Annotated in this window: 17 protein-coding genes; 3 read left to right on the top strand and 14 right to left on the bottom strand. The window is 70.2% G+C overall.

The genetic code is table 11. From position 1 onward, the window contains the following. From ACFZDJ_RS22880 to ACFZDJ_RS22855, 6 genes are all read right to left on the bottom strand, one after another. Positions 1-843, bottom strand: coding sequence for a nitrilase-related carbon-nitrogen hydrolase (locus ACFZDJ_RS22880; protein ID WP_391061031.1), 843 nt, complete (start codon positions 841-843; stop codon positions 1-3). Between the two features lie 145 nt (positions 844-988). Next, positions 989-2,551, bottom strand: coding sequence for a PucR family transcriptional regulator ligand-binding domain-containing protein (locus ACFZDJ_RS22875; protein ID WP_390929898.1), 1,563 nt, complete (start codon positions 2,549-2,551; stop codon positions 989-991). A 25-nt stretch (positions 2,552-2,576) separates the two neighbouring features. Beyond that, the gene (locus tag ACFZDJ_RS22870) at positions 2,577-3,860 is read right to left on the bottom strand and encodes an aminotransferase class III-fold pyridoxal phosphate-dependent enzyme (RefSeq protein ID WP_390929900.1); all 1,284 of its coding nucleotides are present in this window, start codon (positions 3,858-3,860) and stop codon (positions 2,577-2,579) included. Further along, positions 3,857-4,699: a nitrilase-related carbon-nitrogen hydrolase gene (locus tag ACFZDJ_RS22865; protein ID WP_168512924.1), complete on the bottom strand. Its 843-nt coding sequence runs from the start codon at positions 4,697-4,699 to the stop codon at positions 3,857-3,859. Before ACFZDJ_RS22865 ends, ACFZDJ_RS22870 begins: the two co-directional genes overlap by 4 nt. Positions 4,700-4,952: 253 nt before the next feature. Further along, entirely contained in the window at positions 4,953-6,611 is a 1,659-nt protein-coding gene (locus ACFZDJ_RS22860) for a hypothetical protein (protein WP_391061029.1), read from the bottom strand. Between the two features lie 56 nt (positions 6,612-6,667). Further along, entirely contained in the window at positions 6,668-6,940 is a 273-nt protein-coding gene (locus ACFZDJ_RS22855; RefSeq protein ID WP_067362435.1) for a helix-turn-helix domain-containing protein, read from the bottom strand. Between the two features lie 32 nt (positions 6,941-6,972). Between ACFZDJ_RS22855 and map the strand changes: the two genes are divergently transcribed. Beyond that, positions 6,973-7,740 carry a type I methionyl aminopeptidase gene (gene map / locus ACFZDJ_RS22850; RefSeq protein ID WP_168512922.1) on the top strand — a complete coding sequence of 256 codons (768 nt, stop codon included), beginning with the start codon at positions 6,973-6,975 and terminating at the stop codon, positions 7,738-7,740. 63 nt (positions 7,741-7,803) lie between these two features. On the opposite strand, the gene ggt is transcribed toward map, so the two are convergent. After that, positions 7,804-9,615, bottom strand: coding sequence for a gamma-glutamyltransferase (gene ggt / locus ACFZDJ_RS22845; RefSeq protein WP_391061027.1), 1,812 nt, complete (start codon positions 9,613-9,615; stop codon positions 7,804-7,806). Between the two features lie 104 nt (positions 9,616-9,719). Between ggt and ACFZDJ_RS22840 the strand changes: the two genes are divergently transcribed. Together ACFZDJ_RS22840 and ACFZDJ_RS22835 are read left to right on the top strand one after the other, a co-directional pair. Next, positions 9,720-10,478 carry a hypothetical protein gene (locus tag ACFZDJ_RS22840; protein WP_180362160.1) on the top strand — a complete coding sequence of 253 codons (759 nt, stop codon included), beginning with the start codon at positions 9,720-9,722 and terminating at the stop codon, positions 10,476-10,478. Positions 10,479-10,594: 116 nt separating this feature from the next. After that, positions 10,595-12,163 (top strand): CocE/NonD family hydrolase, encoded by a 1,569-nt coding sequence (locus ACFZDJ_RS22835; protein ID WP_391061025.1) that lies wholly within the window; start codon positions 10,595-10,597, stop codon positions 12,161-12,163. A 51-nt stretch (positions 12,164-12,214) separates the two neighbouring features. On the opposite strand, the gene ACFZDJ_RS22830 is transcribed toward ACFZDJ_RS22835, so the two are convergent. The 7 genes from ACFZDJ_RS22830 to ACFZDJ_RS22800 form a co-directional block, all read right to left on the bottom strand. Further along, positions 12,215-13,105, bottom strand: a complete 891-nt coding sequence (locus tag ACFZDJ_RS22830; RefSeq protein WP_384910642.1) for an amino acid ABC transporter permease — start codon at positions 13,103-13,105, stop codon at positions 12,215-12,217. Further along, complete coding sequence (locus ACFZDJ_RS22825) at positions 13,102-13,746, bottom strand: amino acid ABC transporter permease (RefSeq protein ID WP_168512913.1); 645 nt, start codon at positions 13,744-13,746, stop codon at positions 13,102-13,104. The genes ACFZDJ_RS22830 and ACFZDJ_RS22825 overlap by 4 nt, the downstream gene beginning before the upstream one ends. Before the next feature lie 11 nt (positions 13,747-13,757). Beyond that, positions 13,758-14,675 (bottom strand): transporter substrate-binding domain-containing protein, encoded by a 918-nt coding sequence (locus ACFZDJ_RS22820; RefSeq protein WP_391061023.1) that lies wholly within the window; start codon positions 14,673-14,675, stop codon positions 13,758-13,760. Between the two features lie 16 nt (positions 14,676-14,691). Continuing rightward, entirely contained in the window at positions 14,692-15,435 is a 744-nt protein-coding gene (locus ACFZDJ_RS22815) for an ATP-binding cassette domain-containing protein (protein WP_390929912.1), read from the bottom strand. 140 nt (positions 15,436-15,575) lie between these two features. After that, entirely contained in the window at positions 15,576-16,016 is a 441-nt protein-coding gene (locus ACFZDJ_RS22810) for a DUF6278 family protein (protein ID WP_067362458.1), read from the bottom strand. 56 nt (positions 16,017-16,072) lie between these two features. Continuing rightward, positions 16,073-16,852, bottom strand: coding sequence for an exodeoxyribonuclease III (locus ACFZDJ_RS22805; RefSeq protein WP_390929915.1), 780 nt, complete (start codon positions 16,850-16,852; stop codon positions 16,073-16,075). Between the two features lie 70 nt (positions 16,853-16,922). Next, on the bottom strand, positions 16,923-17,558 hold the full coding sequence (locus ACFZDJ_RS22800; protein WP_351696781.1) for an MBL fold metallo-hydrolase: 636 nt from the start codon (positions 17,556-17,558) through the stop codon (positions 16,923-16,925). Positions 17,559-17,625 lie beyond the last annotated feature (67 nt).

Raw genomic sequence — 17,625 nt, 5'->3', positions numbered from 1 at the left:
CTACGGCGCGGTCAGCGGCTCGTACGCGTCGGGACGGCGGTCCCGGTAGAACTGCCAGCGGTCGCGCACCTCGCGCAGCTTGGTCATGTCGAGGTCGCGGACGACGAGTTCGGTCTCCTTGTCGCTGGCCACCTCCCCGACGAACTGGGCCTCCGGATCGACGAAGTACGACGTCCCGTAGAAGTCGTTGTCGCCCAGCTCCTCCACGCCCACGCGGTTGATGGCGCCCACGAAGTACTCGTTGGCGACGGCCGCCGCCGGCTGCTCCAGCTGCCAGATGTAGGAGGACAGTCCGCGCGAGGTGGCCGACGGGTTGAACACGATCTCGGCGCCCGCGAGGCCCAGCGCACGCCAGCCCTCGGGGAAGTGCCGGTCGTAGCAGATGTAGACGCCGATCCTGCCGACGGCGGTGTCGAAGACCGGCCAGCCGGCGTTGCCGGGACGGAAGTAGAACTTCTCCCAGAAGCCCTCGACCTGCGGGATGTGGTGCTTGCGGTACTTGCCGAGGTACGAGCCGTCCGCGTCGATCACTGCGGCCGTGTTGTAGAGGACGCCGGGCTGCTCCTCCTCGTACATCGGCAGGACGAGGACGATGCCCAGTTCCTTGGCCAGCGCCTGGAAGCGCCGGACGATCGGGCCTTCGGGGATCTGCTCGGCGTACTCGTAGAACGCCTTGTCCTGGACCTGGCAGAAGTAGGGCCCGTAGAAGAGCTCCTGGAAGCACATCACCTGTGCGCCCTGTGCGGCCGCGTCGCGGGCCGCCTGCTCGTGAACCTGGATCATCGACTCCTTGTCGCCGGTCCAGGCAGTCTGGAAGACGGCGGCGCGGATCACTCTGCTCATCGGGACCTCCGGTCGCTCGGTGTGCGAGGAGCCTAGGAAGCCCTGAAGCCTGCTTTGAGTTGCACCGTGTCACGTCTGAGACGCTGTGCCGTTCCACGGTGTCACCCCCGCGTTGTCCCATGTTTCACCTGAGCCGTCCCGTGTTTCACCGTTGTTGCGCGTCGTGTGCGAGCAGTGCGATGTGTACGGAGGCGGCCTGCTCGAAGTCGTCGAGGTCGACGCCGAGCCGGGCCTCGATGGCCTCCAGCCGGCGGTAGAGCGCGGGCCTGCTGACATGATGGAGCTGCGCGGTGCGGGACTTGTTGCGACCGGTCGCGAGGTAGGTCCGCAGCACGGGCAGCAGTTCCGACTCGGCATCGGCCCCGCACAGCAGGCCGTCCAACTCCCGCTCGGCGAAGGACTGGACGTTCGGGTCGTCGCGCAACAGCCGTATCAGGCCCCGCAGATGGACGTCACGCAGTCGTACGAGCACCGGCTGCTCCTGGTCGGCGGGTGCGTCGGCGGCGGCCTCGGCGACGTGCAGGGCCTCACGCAGGCCGCCGGGGACGTCGTCCCATGCGGTACGGGGCGCGGCCGCCGCCACGGTCGTACGGATGCCGGTCTCATGGCGCAGTCGCAGCGCGAAGTGGGCGGCCAGCGCCTCCGCGTCCAGATCGCGGGCGAGGCTGAGCAGCACGGCGGTGGCCCCGTCGGCGAGCTCGGCGACCAGTCCGGACAGCCCCAGCAGACGCAGTACGCGGTCGATCTGGCCCGGGTCTTGGTCACGTACCACCAGCGGCACGAAGGCCCGGCGGTTGACGGGCAGCCCCGCCGCCCTGGCTCTCGGAAGCAGCTGCCGCGCCGGTACGACCCCGCTCACCAGGTCCGTCAGCAGGCTCTGCGCGGACTCCTCCTCCCAGGTGTGCACGGAGCCACCCAGCATCCGGTGCAGGACCAGGGCCTCGGCGGCGCGGTCGGCGAGCAGCCGCCCGGTGGCGGCATCGCCCCGGTAGCCGCACAGCACGATGCGGCCCCATCTCTCGCCGCGCCCGCCCAGCTCGGCGCGGATCCAGCCGTCGCCCTCGCTGCCGCCCGCCTGCCGGGCGATGCGCTCCCAGTCGCGCAGCACGTCGTCCACCGCGGACCGCTCCCCCGCCGTGGCGAGGACGCGGTGGGCGAGGTTGGTGACGACGACCGGGCACGCGGCGTGCCCGGCGATCTCGTCGAGCATCCGTTGCAGGGGCGCGCCCGTGGTGATGAGCCCGGTGAGCGCGGTCCGTACGGCCTCGGAGAGGCTCACGGCCGCGAACTTGCTGCGGACGAGCCGGGACTGGACCTCCTCCGTCAGCTCGGCGAACGGGAAGGGCCGGTGGAGCACCACCATGGGCAGTCCGCAGCGCTCGGCGGCCCGGCGCATCACGTCCGGCGGGGTCGGGAAGGCCCGGCCGAGTCCGAGGACGACGGCCGCGGCCTCCGCGCGGTGCAGCGAACGGATGTACTCGGCCTGCGCGTCAGGATTGCCGGCGAGCAGCACCCCGGTGGTGAGCACCATTTCCCCGCCGCTGAGCATCACGCCCACGTCGGCGGCCTCGGCGACGTGCACCCAGCGCACGGACCGGTCGAGGTGGCCCGCGCCGGCCACCACCTCGGGCTCTCCGGCGAGCACCCGGTCCAGGGCGAGGACCTGGCGTACCGACAGGGCGGGTTCCAAGGCGGTGGCGGTGGTCATGGCACGTTCCCTTGCTCAGAACTTCTTACTGGATACACCTCAGCGCGTGCTCGAGAATCCCGGCGCCCTCCTCCGCCTCCGCGACGGTGAGGGAGAGCGGCGGTGCGATGCGCAGCACGCTGGTGTTGTGACCGCCGCCCTTGCCGATCAACAGGCCGTCCTGGCGGGCCGCTTCGAGCACGGCCGCGGCACCTTCGGGGTACGCCTCGTCGGTACCGGGCTTGACCAGCTCGACGCCGATCATCAGCCCGCGCCCGCGCACCTCCCGTACGTGGTCGAGCGGCACGGAGATCGCCCGCAGCCGCTCACCGAGCAGACCGCCGACGCGCCGGGCGTTGCCCTGGAGGTCGTGTTCGAGGAGATACGTGAGGTTCGCCAGGCCCGCCGCCATCGTGATCGGCGAGCCGCCGAAGGTCGAGATGGAGTTGGAGTCGAGGCAGTTCATGATCTCGGCGCGCGCGACGACGCCGCCGATGGACATGCCGTTGCCGATGCCCTTGGCGAAGGTGAGCATGTCCGGCGGGCCCGCTGCGGCGTGCGCCTGCCAGCCCCAGAAGTGCTCGCCGGTGCGGCCCCAGCCGGTCTGCACCTCGTCGGCGATCCAGAGGATGCCGTGCTGGTCCAGGACCTCGCGGAAGGCCGCGTACAGGCCGTCGGGCGGCGCGGTGAAGCCGCCGACGCCCTGGATGGGTTCGGCGATGAGGGCGGCGGGCGGGCGGACGTGTCCGAGCAGGTCCTTCAGGTCGTCGACGCAGGCCGCGATGAACTCGGCGTCGCCGAGACCGGCGTACGGGCCGCGGGTGCGGACGCCGCCGTGGACGTACAGCGTCTGGAGCGGCGAGAGGGAGGTCGGCGACCAGCCCTTGTTGCCGGTGATGCCGACCGCGCTGAAGGAGCGGCCGTGGTAGCTGTTGCGCATCGCCAGGATCTGGTTGCTCTGCCGGTGGGCGGTGGCGAGCAGCAGGGCCGTGTCGTTGGCCTCGGTGCCGGAGGTGGTGAAGAAGACGCGGGCGTCGGGGATGCCGGACAGCTGGGCGATCCGCTCGGCGAGTTCGACCATCGGCCGGTTGAGGTAGAGCGTGGAGGTGTGGATGATCCGCCCGGCCTGCTCGCTGACGGCCTTCGTCACCTCGGGCAGGGCGTGCGCGGTCATCGTCGTCAGGATGCCGCCGAAGAAGTCGAGGTACTTGTTGCCCTGGGCGTCCCAGACGTGGCGGCCCTCGCCGTGGGTGATCTCGATCGGGTCCTCGTAGTAGAGGGCCAGCCAGTCGGGCAGGACGGCCTTGTGGCGTGCGTACAGGTCGCTCACGGCTGCACCAGCCCCTCGTAGGCGTCGGGCCGCCGGTCGCGGTAGAACGCCCACTGCTGGCGGACCTCCTCGATCAGGTCGAAGTCGAGGTCGCGGACGATCAGCTCCTCGGCCTTGTCACTGGCCGTCTCCCCCACGAACTGTCCGCGCGGGTCGACGAAGTACGAGGTCCCGTAGAAGTCGTTGTCGCCGTACTCCTCCTGCCCGACCCGGTTGATCGCGGCGATGAAGTACTCGTTGGCGACGGCCGCGGCGGGCTGCTCCAGCTGCCAGAGGTAGGCGGAGAGGCCGCGGGAGGTCGCGGAGGGGTTGTAGACGAGCTGGGCGCCGTTCAGGCCGAGCTGCCGCCAGCCCTCGGGGAAGTGGCGGTCGTAGCAGATGTACACGCCGATCCTGCCGACCGCGGTGTCGAAGACCGGCCAGCCCAGGTTGCCCGGTTTGAAGTAGTACTTCTCCCAGAAGCCCTTCACCTGCGGGATGTGGTGCTTGCGGTACTTGCCGAGGTACGAGCCGTCCGCGTCGATCACGGCCGCGGTGTTGAAGTAGAAGCCGGACTGCTCGACCTCGAACACGGGCACGACGATGACCATGCCGGTCTCGCGTGCGAGTTCCTGCATACGAGTGACGGTGGGCCCGTCGGGCACCGGCTCCGCCCAGCCGTAGTGCTCGGGCTCCTGGACCTGGCAGAAGTAGGGGGCGTTGAAGACTTCCTGGAATCCGATCACCTTGGCGCCCTGGCGGGCCGCCTCGCGGGCGTGCTCCTCGTGCTTGGCGACCATGGATGCGGTGTCGCCGGTCCAGGTGGCCTGGACCAGAGCGGCGCGTACGACGTTGGCCATGAGCTGCTCCTTCGACGGGACGTCAGAGAGCCTCTACGCCCGTAGACAAAGGCGGTAGAGGCTCGAAAGTAAGCCCAGCGGACAGCCTTGCCAAGACCATCGTCGTTAACCCGCTGAGTCGATCACGTTTCGCACCCCTGTGGGTGAGCGGTCGATCCGGTCCGCGGCGGCTCGACTGGCTCAGGAATGCCTTCCCGGATCGCTCGGGCGGCGAAACCGGCCACGCTCTCGGGCGGTGCGGCCGGCCACGCTCTCAGGCCGTGAAGCCGGCCACCCTCAGCGCGTGCACCAGGTCCCAGTGGCGCTCCTCCGAGACACCCTTGGCGGCCGCCAGCAGCAGCGGCACGAGACGTCCCGGGTCCGCCTCAGCGCTGCGGGCCGCCTCCTCCGGGGTGCGGACGCGGACGTAGGCGTCGAGCAGCGCCCGGATCTCGCGCTGCCGCCCCTGGTCGGCCAGGCTCAGCACGGCGGTCCCGATCTCGGGAGCGGGGCGGGCGACGCCCTGGCGCAGCATCTGGCTGCCGTCGGCGCTGCGGCCCGCCGCGGCGAGCGCGTCCGCGGCGCCGACCAGCAGGTCCGCGGGGAGCGAGGCGGCCTCCCACAGCAGGGTGGCCCAGTCCGCGTCGAGGCCCGCCCGGTGCAGTTCGGCGGCGAGCAGCGGGAAGCGGGCGGCGGGCCAGTGGGCGACCTCCACGAGCAGGGCGTGCGCCTCGCCGCTGCGGCCCTCGCGGCGCAGCCGGGTCAGGGTCTGGACGGTCTCGGCGGTGGCCCGCCGCGCGTCCTCGTCCGGTGCCTCGGTCCGCGCCGGCGCCGGCGCCTCGGCGGCACCCGCGAAACGGGCTCCACGGGGGGTACGGCCGCTCGGCGCGGCCGGGGCGGACACGGGCGGCACCGCGGCCTCCGGGGCGGCCACAGGGGCAGCCTCGGCCTCCATCATCCCGGCGAAGCGGGCGCTGCCGCGGGGGCGCCGCTTGGAGCGCTGTTTGGGGACGGGGGCGGCACTCGGGGTGGGGGCGGTACCCGGGCTCGGGGTGGTACCCGGGCTCGGGGTGGTACCCGGGCTGGGAGTGGTACGGGCACTGGTACCGGGAGTGGTACCGGAACCGGCACTGGTACCGGCCTGGTCGTACGGACCGGGGCGGGCGGCCGCCGAATCGCTTCGGGCCGAACGGGCGGCCACCGGATCGTACGGCCCGGAACCGGGGGCCGCCGGGTCACGGGGGGCCACGGGAGCCGGGGCGGGGGCGGAGTGGTCGGTCGCCGCCGGGTCCACGAAGCGCGGGCGCGGGCCGGACTGCTCCGGGATCGCCGGGCGGCCCTGGGCCGCCGGCTCCCCCACCCGGACGACATCCCCGCCCGCACCTCCCGAAAAGTCGAACGCGCCCGATACGTGGGTACGCAGGGCGCGGCGGTCCAGGTTCTCCATCCGGTGGCGGAGTTCGACGCATCGGGCGGTGGCCCGTTCGTGGTCGTCGTGGGCCCAGGCGAGGTCGAGCCGGACGGTGTCGGCCTCCTCCTGGGTGGTGGCCGCGTGGAACTCCCGGCTCAGTTCGGCCTGGCGCTCCGCGGCGTAGCGCTGTTCGCGGAGCATGACGTCGAGACGGTCGCCGAGGGCGTCCCGGCCGCCGGGCCGGCCGTCGTAGGCGGCGAGCGAGGCGCCGTGCAGGGAACGGGCGCGCTGGGCCTCCTGGGCCGCGACCTGGGGACCCTGCTGCGCGGCGAGGTCCTGGAGGAGCGCCTCCACGACATCCCACGGGGGCACTTCCCAGCCGTCCAGGCAGGCCCGCATGCCGTCGGGGTCGCGCTGCCAGAACACCGCGCACCAGCCGTCGTCCTGATCGAGCCGTTTCATCAGCCCGCTCAGGTAACTCGCGAACTCCCGCACTTGACCCGGGAGTTGTTCTACAGCCATCACACGACTCCCCGCCCGACTGGAGTACTCCGGTCCGGTAGAAAACACCCTTCGTGTTACGGAACGGCTACGGGGAGTTTTCGGACTGGACGCAGAGTCCTGTGATCAATGTCGTCCATGGACAGTCCGAGCGCCCGCGCCAGCGCCGCCACGGTGAAGAAGGCGGGGGTGGGGGCCCGTCCGGTCTCGATCTTGCGCAGGGTCTCGGCCGAGATCCCGGCGGTCGCCGCGACCTCCACCATGCTGCGGCCACCGCGGGCCTCGCGCAGCAACTGCCCGAGCCGCTCGCCGCGTTCGCGCTCTTCGGGGGTCAGGGGGTTACGCACCATGCCCCCATTCTAATACCGGTATAGTAATTGGCATGGTGGAACTCAAGACGGACACGTCGATCGACGAGATGTACGAGGCGGGGCAGGTCGTGGGCCGGGCGCTCACGGCGGTGCGCGAGGCGGCGGACGTGGGGGTCTCGTTGCTGGAGCTGGACGAGGTCGCCCACCAGGTGCTGCGTGAGGCGGGCGCCGGCTCCCCCTTCCTCGGCTACCGGCCCTCGTTCGCGCCCACCCCCTTCCCGGCGGTCATCTGCGCCTCGGTGAACGACGCGATCGTGCACGGCATCCCGACCGGTTACCGGTTGCGGGACGGTGACCTGGTCTCCATCGACTTCGGAGCCGAACTGGACGGCTGGGTCGGCGACTCGGCGATCAGCTTCATCGTGGGCGAGCCGCGCGTGGCCGACGCGCGGCTCGTGCGGACCGCCGAGCGGGCCCTCGCTGCGGGCATCGAGGCAGCCGTCGTCGGCAACCGGATCGGGGACATCGCGCACGCCATCGGCACGGTGTGCCGCTCGGCGGGGTACGGCATCCCGGACGGCTTCGGAGGCCACGGCGTGGGCCGCCGCATGCACGAGGACCCGCCCGTCCCGAACGAGGGCCGCCCGGGCCGCGGCCTCCCCCTTCGCCACGGCATGGTCCTCGCGATCGAGCCCATGCTCATCGGCGGCGGCACCGACGGCTTCCACGCGGCTCCCGACGGCTGGACGCTGTGCACCGACGACGGCTCCCGCGCGGCCCACACGGAACACACGGTAGCCATCACCCACACGGGCCCACGCATCCTCACGGCACGCTGAACCCCACCGGCACGCTGATCCCCACCGGCGCGCTGACGTCGACGGGCGCGAGGGCGCCGCTCGCTACGACGCCGGTCGCACCACCATCGCCGAGCCGCCACCGCGCCGTACCTTCTCGGCCGCTGCCAGCCACTGGCCGCCCGGGAGGCGCTGGACGCCCGTCGCCGCACCGATCTCGGGGTTGAGCTTGAAGGAGTGCCCGAGGGATTCGAGCCGGGCCCGCAGGGCGCTGTCGTACAGGCCGGGTTCGAGTTCGGTCTGGGCCGCGTTGCGCTGGCTGGCGCGCGGCGCGGCGATGGCGTCCACCAGCGGCAGACCCCGGTCCAGGAACTCCGTCAGGGTCTGCAGGACGGTGGTGATGATGGTCGCGCCGCCGGGCGAGCCGAGCGCCACCACGGGCTGACTGTGCCGGTCCAGGACGATCGTCGGGGAGATCGACGAGCGCGGGCGCTTGCCGGGGCCGGGCAGGTTCGGGTCGTGGACGGCCGGGTTCGCCGGGGTGAAGGAGAAGTCGGTCAGCTCGTTGTTGAGGAGGAATCCGCGCCCCGGGACGGTGATCCCGCTGCCGCCGGTCTGCTCGATGGTGAGGGTGTAGGAGACGACGTTGCCCCACTTGTCGGCCACCGTGAGGTGGGTGGTGTTCTCGCCCTCGTACGTCGTCGGGGCGGCCGTACCGCCGGTGGAGCAGGCCGCCGGGTCGCGCGGGTCACCCGGTGCGAGCGGGCTCGTCAGGACCGCGTCGTCCTTGATCAGGCAGGCGCGCGAGTCGGCGTACTTCTGCGAGAGGAGTTCCTTCGTGGGGACGTCCTCGAAGGCGGGATCGCCCACCCAGCGCCCCCGGTCCGCGAACGCGATCCGGCTTGCCTCGATGTAGTGGTGCAGGTACTGGACCTCGCTCGCCTTCGAAAGATCCGTCTTCTCAAGGATGTTGAGGGCCTCGCCGACCGTGGTGCCGCCGGAGGAGGAGGGGGCGATCGAGTAGACCTTCAGTCCGCGGTACGACGTCTGCGTCGGCGCCTGTCGCTTCGCCCGGTAGGCCGCCAGGTCCTTCGACGACAGCTTGCCCGGGCGGGCGTTGTAGCCCGAACCCGGGTCCACCGGGGGCTTGTTCACGGTGGCGACGATGTCCTTGCCGAGGTCGCCGTGGTAGATCGCGCCGACGCCCTTCTTGCCCAACTCCTCGTACGTGGCGGCGAGATCGGGGTTGGTGAAGGTCGATCCGACCACGGGCAGCGAGCCGCCGGGCAGGAACAGCTTCGCGGTGTCGGGGAAGTTCTTGAAGCGGGCCTGGTTGGACTCGGTCTGCGAGCGGAAGGTCGCGTCGACCGTGAAACCGTCGCGCGCGATCCGCTCCGCGGGCTTCAGTACGCTCCCGAGCCTCTCGCTGCCCCAGCTGTCCAGCGCGGTCTGCCAGGTGGCGGGTGTACCCGGTGTACCCACGCTCAGCCCGCTGGTGACGGCGTCCGCGAAGGCGAGCGGCCGGCCGTTCTCCAGGAAGAGCCCCGAGTCGGCGGTCAGCGGCGCGGTCTCACGGCCGTCGATCGTATGCACCGTACGGGACTTGGCGTCGTAGTAGACGAAGTAGCCGCCCCCGCCGACGCCGGAGGAGTACGGCTCGGTGACGCCGAGGGCCGCCGCGGTGGCGACCGCCGCGTCCACCGCGTTGCCGCCCTTCTTCAGGACCTCGATCCCGGCGGCGGAGGCGTCGGCGTCGACACTGGCCACGGCACCGCCGTAGCCGACGGCGACCGGCACCTTGGCCGGGGTGGTACGGGAGGAAGCCGCCCCGGCGGTGGGTGGCGCCGCCGCGCCGACCGACACCACCGCGGCCGAAACCGCCAAGACCGCCAGATTCCGCGCAACAGGGCGACGCATCCGTACCTCCAGTCAACAGCCGTCCGCGCAGCGTAACTTCACCGCGCCCCTCCCGTCAGGACCCCCTCGAACACCGGTCCGCACTCCCGATACGATGCGCGCCCATGAATGACGACGTGCGCAACATCGTCCTCGGCGTGGTCGCCGCCGCCATCAGCGCCGCGCTCGGCTGGCTCGCCCGCACCTACCTCTGGAAGCGCAGACTCCGGCGCAAGCAGGCGTTCTTCGGACTGCCCGACAACTCCGAGTCGCTCCTGGTGGTGAACCGCGAGGCGGGCGGCCCAGAGCTCACGGTGATGCGCTTCGACGTGTTCGCACTGCTCGAACTCGCCGCGCTGATCAAGGACTGCGGCGCGCACGCCCAGGTCGTCGCGCACGACGCCGCGCAGCAGGGGTTCGGGGAGCGGACCGAGTTCTGCGTGGGCGGGCCGGCGTCGAATCGCCGCATGGCCGCGCATCTTCACAGCCTGCTCCCGGGCATCCAGGTCAACACCGACGCCGAACCGGGCCCGGACCGCGGCGCCTTCCAGATCGGCAGCGAGCGCTACCTCCTGGAGTCGGGGAAGGGCGAGTACGTGATCCTCGCCCGGCTGATCGCGGGACAGGAGCGCGGGACGCGGCCCGTCTTCCTCTTCTGCGGACAGCGCGCGATCACCAACCAGGCGGCGACCCGCTATCTCGCCCGCAACCACGAACGTCTGGCACGCAAGCACGGCGGCAACTCCTTCGTACTGCTGCTGAAGGTGGTGAACTCGCACGCGTACGGGCCCGATGTCGTCGAGCTCGTCGCGGACGTGACCCGGGCCGCCCAGACCCCGCTGCCCACACCCGCGCCGGCCCGCAACTCCCACCGCGCGTCGTAGATTTCACGGCCATCCAACAATCTTTACCCGTGCGTAACTTACCGACGGGTTACTTCCGGTAAGGCAGCGAGGTTACCGTCGGGTCACATTCTACTGACACGAGTGAGGAGTGGCCCGTGGGACACCATCGTCATGCCCTGCGCACGTCCGCCGTCGGTGCCGTATCCGCGGCCCTGATCGCCGGTACCGCCCTCGGGCTCGCCCCCACCGCACAGGCCGCCTCCGCCGGCGTCCGCTTCGTCGACATCACCGGAGACGGCGGCACGGTCCTCAAGGCCAATGTCGTCACCCCCGCGGGCGCCGACGGCAGCCGCAGGTACCCGCTCCTCGTCATGCCGACGAGCTGGGGCCTGCCCCAGGTCGAGTACCTCGCACAGGCCCAGAAGCTCGCCGACTCCGGCTATGTGGTGCTCACGTACAACGTGCGCGGCTTCTGGCAGTCCGGCGGCGAGATAGAAGTGGCGGGACCGCCCGACGTGGCCGACGCCTCCAAGGTGATCGACTGGGCGCTGGCGAACACCCCGGCCGACGCCCAGAAGGTCGGCATGGCGGGCGTCTCGTACGGCGCCGGGATCAGTCTGCTCGCCGCCGCGCACGACAAGAGGATCAAGGCGGTCTCCGCCATGAGCGGCTGGGCCGACCTCATCGACTCGATCTACTCGGGCCGCACCCAGCACTCCCAGGCCACCGCCCTGCTCGGTGTCGCGGGGAGTATCACCGGGCGGCCGAGCGCCGAACTCCAGCAGACGCTCAAGGACTTCTTCGCCTCGAACCTGTCCAAGGAGCAGGAGATGATCGCCTGGGGGAAGAAACGTTCCCCCGAAACCTATGTCGACCAGCTCAACAAGAACGGCGCGGCCGTCTTCATGGCCAACGGCTGGGGCGACACGATCTTCGCGCCCAACCAGTACGCCAAGTTCTACGAGGAGTTGACCGGCCCCAAGCGTCTGGAGTTCCGCCCCGGCGACCACGCCACCGCCGAGATCACCGGTCTGTTCGGGCTCCCCAACGACGTGTGGACGGACACCGGCCGCTGGTTCGACCACTACCTCAGGGGCGTTGACAACGGCATCGACCGTGAGCAGCCCGTCCAGCTCAAGCCCCGCACCACCGGCGCCTACGAGGGCTACCCCGACTGGAAGTCGGTCGGCGCGACCAGGAAGAAGATCGCCCTCGCGGGCACCACCACGATCCACACCAACGTCGACTCGGGCGCGGACGGCGGGATCATCTTCCTCTCCAGCATCCTCGACCAGATCGCCCAGGTGCCCCCGATGGCGTCGATCCCGCTGCTGCCGCGCCGCTGGGCGGCCGTCTGGCAGTCGGAGAAGTACGCGAGCGTCCAGCAAGTGCGCGGAACCACCACGCTGCACACCACGCTCACTCCGACCAAGGAGAGCGGCACCCTTGTCGCCTACCTCTACGACGTGGGCCCGCTCGGCCTCGGCAAGCTGGTCAGCAACGCGCCGTACACCTTCCACGGGCAGACGCCCGGAAAGCCGTTCGGCGTCGACCTGGAGCTGTACTCCACGGCCTACGACGTCCCGGCAGGGCATCGGCTCGCCCTGGTCGTCGACACGGTCGACCCGCTCTACATCGAGCACAACCCGTCCGGCGCGCAGCTGACCTTCTCCTCACCGGCGAACGACCCGTCCTACGCGTCCGTTCCCCTGCGCGAGCAGTGATCTCCGGCTGCTGCCGCCGACCGGGTCTGGCCCTGTGAGCTGCTGCTCCCCCTACAGTCGCGGGGCTGTGGGGGGAACCCCACCCGGCAGCAGCGTCCCTGGTTCGGCCGGTGCCACATTCACGGCCTCGGTCTTGGGACTGCGCTGCTCCCGCCGGGACACCCACTGGGCGAACCAGGAGAGCAGCATGCACATCCCGATGTAGATCGGCGAGATCACCATCACCACGGGGATGAACGGCAAATCGTAGTCGAGGTTCGAGGCGATCAGTTTCCCGGCGTGGAGGAACTCCTCGTAGGTGATGAGATAACCGAGCGAGGTGTCCTTCAGGGCCACCACGAGTTGGCTGATGATGGCGGGCAGCATGGCCCGCACGGCCTGCGGGACGAGGACGTACGTCATGACCTGGGTCTTGCGCATGCCGAGCGCGAACGCGGCCTCCCGCTGGCCGCGTTCGACGGAGTTGACGCCGGAGCGGAAGACCTCGGCGAGCACCGAGCCGTTGTAGAGGGTCAGCCCCGCGACCAGCGCGGGCAGCGGCTGCACCTTCAGCGCCACGAAGATGAAGAAGATCATCACCAGCACGGGCATGGCGCGGAAGAACTCGACGACCAGCGCGGAGACCCAGCGCACCGGACGGTGGTCGGAGAGGCGTCCTGTCGCGAGCACGGTGCCCAGCGCCAGCGAGAGCACCGCGGCCATCGCGAAGGCCTTCAGCGTGTTGCCCAGTCCCCGCAGCAGCAGTTCCTGGATGCCCTTGTACTCGAACGGCATCCACTTCGTGTACGTGAACTGGTCGGTGTCGAAGAGGAGATAGAGGATCCAGCCGACCAGGGCGAGGATCAGCGCGGTGGACACGGCCGCGTAGAGCCGGTGCCGTCGGCGGGTCCTGGGTCCGGGAACGTCGTACAGGGCGGTGGATTCGGGGGCGGTGGCGGTCATCGGGCGACTCCCCAGCGCTGTTCGAGGTAGTTGAAGATCGCGCTGATGGTGAGGGTGATGATCAGATAGCCGACGGCGATCCAGATGAAGGTCCAGACGATGTTGTAGCCGAGCTCGCTCAGTGTCTTGTAGGTCCCGAGCAGTTCGTTGACGCTGAACGCCCCGGCGATCGCCGAGTTCTTGGCGAGGGCGATGAGTGTGGAGCCGACGGGCGGGATCACGGACCGGAACGCCTGCGGCAGGACGACCACGGACAGCGTCTGGCTGAAGGTCATGCCGAGGCTGCGGGCCGCCTCGCCCTGTCCCTTGGGCACGGTGTTGATGCCCGAGCGCAGCGCCTCGCAGATGAACGCGGAGGTGTAGCAGCCGAGCGCCAGGACCGCGAACACCTTGAAGGGCAGCACGAGTCCGAACCGTGGCAGCCCGAGCAGCACGGCGAAGAACAGCAGGGTGAGCGGGGTGTTGCGCAGCACGGTCACCCACACCGTGCCGAAGGCCCGCAGGGAGCCGACCGGCGCGACCCGGAACGACGCCATCAGGAAACCGAGCACGAGGGCCAGCACGCTCGCGTAGACGGTGAGTTCGACCGTGCCGAGGAATCCCTGGGCGAAGGTGTGGAAGTTGTCGATCAGTACGTTCACCTCGGCCTCGCTCAGCTCGCCGGGTAGCGGTCGATGGCGGGCGGGGTGGGCGCCGGTACTCCGGAGAGCCCGAGCGTCGCCTCGTACGCCCGCTTCCAGTCGCCGTTCTTCTCGCGGGCCTCCAACGCGTCGTCGAGCGCGAACCGCAGCGCGTTGTCGTCGCGCGGCACGCCGATGCCGTACGGCTCCTTCGAGAACGGCTTGCCGACGACCTTGAGTTCGTCGGGCACCTTCGCCGCGTAGCCGATCAGGATCGCGTCGTCGGTGGTGACCGCGTCGACCTGGTAGGTGAGCAGGTTGTCGACGCAGACCGAGTAGGTGTCGTAGGCGACGAGCGTCGCCCTCGGGTACTCGGTCTGGATGCGCTGGTACGGCGTCGAACCGGCCGCCGAGCAGACGCGTTTGCCGGCGAGGTCCTGGGGGCCGTGGATGTCCTTCTCGTTCTTGCGCACGAGCAGCGACTGACCGGCCATGTAGTAGGGGCCCGCGAAGCCGACGAGCTTCTTGCGCTTGTCGTTGATGGTGTAGGTGCCGACGTAGAAGTCGATCTGGCCGTTCTGCAGGGCGGTTTCGCGGTTGGCCGAGGCGATCGTCTTGAAGCGGATGGTGCTCGGGTCGAAGCCGAGCGAGGCCGACATCATCCTGGCGATCTCGATGTCGAAGCCGGAGTAGGTGCCGCCGGCCGGGTCCTTCTCGCCCAGGTACGGCTGGTCCTCCTTGACGCCGATGTTGAGGTAGCCGCGCTTTCTGGCCCTCTCCCAGGTGGGCGAGGAGGGGAGCTCGAAGCCCTCTGCCACCTGGTAGTGGGGCAGTTTGCCGGCGGCCGGTCCCTTGGTGGGCGGACTGCCCTCCTTGCCGCAGGCGGCCGTCAGCAGCGCGACGCACACGAGGGCGGCCACGGCGAGGCGCGTACGTGTCGTACGGATCATGGTCGTACTCCCCCGCCTAGTGCTTGAGGATCTTGGAGAGGAAGTCCTTGGCACGGTCACTGCGCGGATTGGTGAAGAACTCCTCGGGGCTGCGGTCCTCGACGACGCGGCCGTCGGCCATGAACACCACACGGTTGGCCGCGGAGCGTGCGAAGCCCATCTCGTGGGTGACGACGACCATGGTCATGCCGTCGCGCGCGAGCTGCTGCATGACTTCGAGGACCTCGTTGATCATCTCGGGGTCGAGTGCCGAGGTCGGCTCGTCGAACAGCAGGGCCTTGGGGTCCATGGCGAGGGCGCGGGCGATGGCCACGCGCTGCTGCTGGCCGCCGGAGAGCTGCGCCGGGTATTTCGGGGCCTGGGAGGCGAGGCCCACGCGGTCCAGGAGTTCGAGGGAGCGCCGGTCGGCCTCCTCCTTCTTGCGGCCACGGACCTTGATCTGGGCCAGCGAGACGTTCTGCAGGATCGTCTTGTGGGCGAAGAGGTTGAAGGACTGGAAGACCATTCCGACCTCGGCGCGGAGCCTGGCGAGCCCCTTGCCCTCGTCGGGCAGCGGCTGCCCTTCGAGCCTGATGGCACCGGACTCGATGGTCTCCAGCCGGTTGATCGCCCTGCACAGGGTTGACTTGCCCGACCCCGAGGGGCCGATGACCACGACCACCTCCCCCTTGCCGACGGTGAGGTTGATGTCCTGGAGGACATGCAACTCGCCGAAGTGCTTGTTCACGCCCTGCAGTTCGATCAGAGGATCGACAGCCATGCCCGGCCCTACCCACTCTCAGCTGTGTCGCAGAAGCCGCAAACTATCCGGGCAGGGTGGCCCCCCATACGCGACACGCACTTTTCGGGCATTAGCCGTATTTATGAAGTTTCTGGTTTACGGCGTCACGGCGGGACGGGCTACCCCTCCGACACCTCGGCGTACAACTGGGAGAGTTCGGGGGCGCCGCTGGACGCCCAGGTGTGGCCGGAGGCGACCACATCGATCTCCCGGCCGGAGGCCAGCCGCACCGCCGGGTGGCCGTTGGGCCAGACCTCCCAGCGGGCGCCGGGTACCGTGCGCACGATGACCGAGCCGAGATAGAGCCCCGCGTCGTTGCCGAGCCACGGCAGGCTCTCCTCGTCGTCGCGCCAGCGCGGCAGCAGCTGGTCCAGCGCTTCCAAGGAGGCGACGGAGTCGTCGAGTTCGACGCCCGCCTGATGTGCCTGCGAGCGCAGCAGCTCGCACTCGGAGAGGAGTTCGGCGACGCCCTCGGAGTCATGATCACCGTCGGAGAACACCGCGACGCCGAAGGCGGGACCGTGCTTCTTGCGCCAGGTGCCGAGGAAAGGGATGTTCATACGCCCAGCGTGACATTCGTACTCCGGGTCGCACCACAGGCGCGCCCCGGGGGCACTCACAGGTCGAGGTCCACCACGACCGGCGCGTGGTCCGACGCGCCCTTGCCCTTGCGCTCCTCGCGGTCCACATAGGAGTCGGTGACCGCCTTGGCGAACGGCTCGTTGCCGTAGACCAGGTCGATGCGCATGCCGCGGTTCTTGGGGAAGCCGAGCTGGCGGTAGTCCCAGTACGTGAACGGGTGGTCGTACTTCAGGGGCCGCGGGACCACGTCCGACAGGCCCGACTCGCGCAGCGCGGCGAGGGCTGCGCGCTCGGCCGGGGTGACGTGGGTGGCGCCCTCGAAGAGGGAGATGTCCCAGACGTCGTCGTCCGTCGGCGCCACGTTGTAGTCACCCAGAACGGCGAAGGGCCGGCTGCCCGCCGCGTCGCCCGCGACCGCGGCCTTGAGGGCCTCGAACCACTGGATCTTGTAGGCGTAGTGGGGGTGGTCCACCTCGCGTCCGTTCGGCACGTACACCGACCAGACGCGGAGCGGGCCGCAGGTCGCGGAGACGGCCCGGGGCTCCTCGACGCCCTCGTAACCGGGGTCGCCGGGCAGCCCCTTGACCACGTCCTCCAGGCCGACGCGGGAGAGCACCGCCACGCCGTTCCACCGCCCGGTCGCGTGGACCGCCGCCTCGTAGCCCAGCTCGCGCAGCTCGTCGACGGGGAACTGCTCGGCGGCGACCTTGGCCTCCTGGAGGCACAGCACGTCCGTGCCGCTGCTCTCCAGCCAGGCCAGCAGCCTCGGGAGGCGAGCGGTGATCGAGTTCACGTTCCAGGTCGCGATGCGCATGCCTCACAACCTACCGGGCGGGTACGACAACGGATCGCCGCGCCCACCCGGCGCCCCCGCCTGCGGGTGCTCAGACCTCCGCCGACGCCCCCGGCGTGAGCCGCAGGTGCTCGGAGCCGCCCAGGGAGCCGATCTGGTGGTCGTAGATCGGGCGCGCGAGGTCCGTCAGGAGCGCGTCGTGGATGTCGTACGCGCGCTGCGGCTTCACCTCGCGGACGTAGTCGATGACCTCGGCGATCTTGTTCCACGGGGCCATGACCGGGAGCATCAGCGTCTCGACCGGCTGCTCGGGGACGGTGAGGGCGTCGCCCGGGTGGAAGACGCGGCCGCCGTCGATGAGATAGCCGACGTTCGTGATGCGCGGGATGTCCGGGTGGATCACGGCGTGCAGTTCCCCGTGCACCTGGACGTCGAAGCCTGCGGCGGTGAACGTGTCGCCGTGACCGACGGTGTGCACACGGCCCGGGAAGGCCGCGGAGATCTTCTCCGCGACCGACTTCAGGGTCCAGATCTCGGCAGCCGGGTTGGACTCCAGGCCGGCCCGCAGCCGGTCCTCGTTGAAGTGGTCGAGGTGCTCGTGCGTGACCAGGATCGCTTCCGCGCCGACGGCCGCGTCCTCCTCGGTGAAGGTCCCCGGGTCGATGACGAGCACACGCCCGTCCTTCTCGAGACGGATGCAGGCATGCGACTTCTTCGTGAGCTTCATGGGTCCATCCTCCCCCTCCCGGTGCCAGGGAGGGCTGCCGAGACAGGTGCTCCCACTACCAGGCTCA

The organism is Streptomyces sp. NPDC007896, assembly GCF_042959425.1.
In the GTDB taxonomy this organism is placed as follows: domain Bacteria; phylum Actinomycetota; class Actinomycetes; order Streptomycetales; family Streptomycetaceae; genus Streptomyces.
The sequence above is the reverse complement of the archived record's forward strand: the minus strand, read 5'-3'. Positions and strand labels throughout refer to the sequence as shown.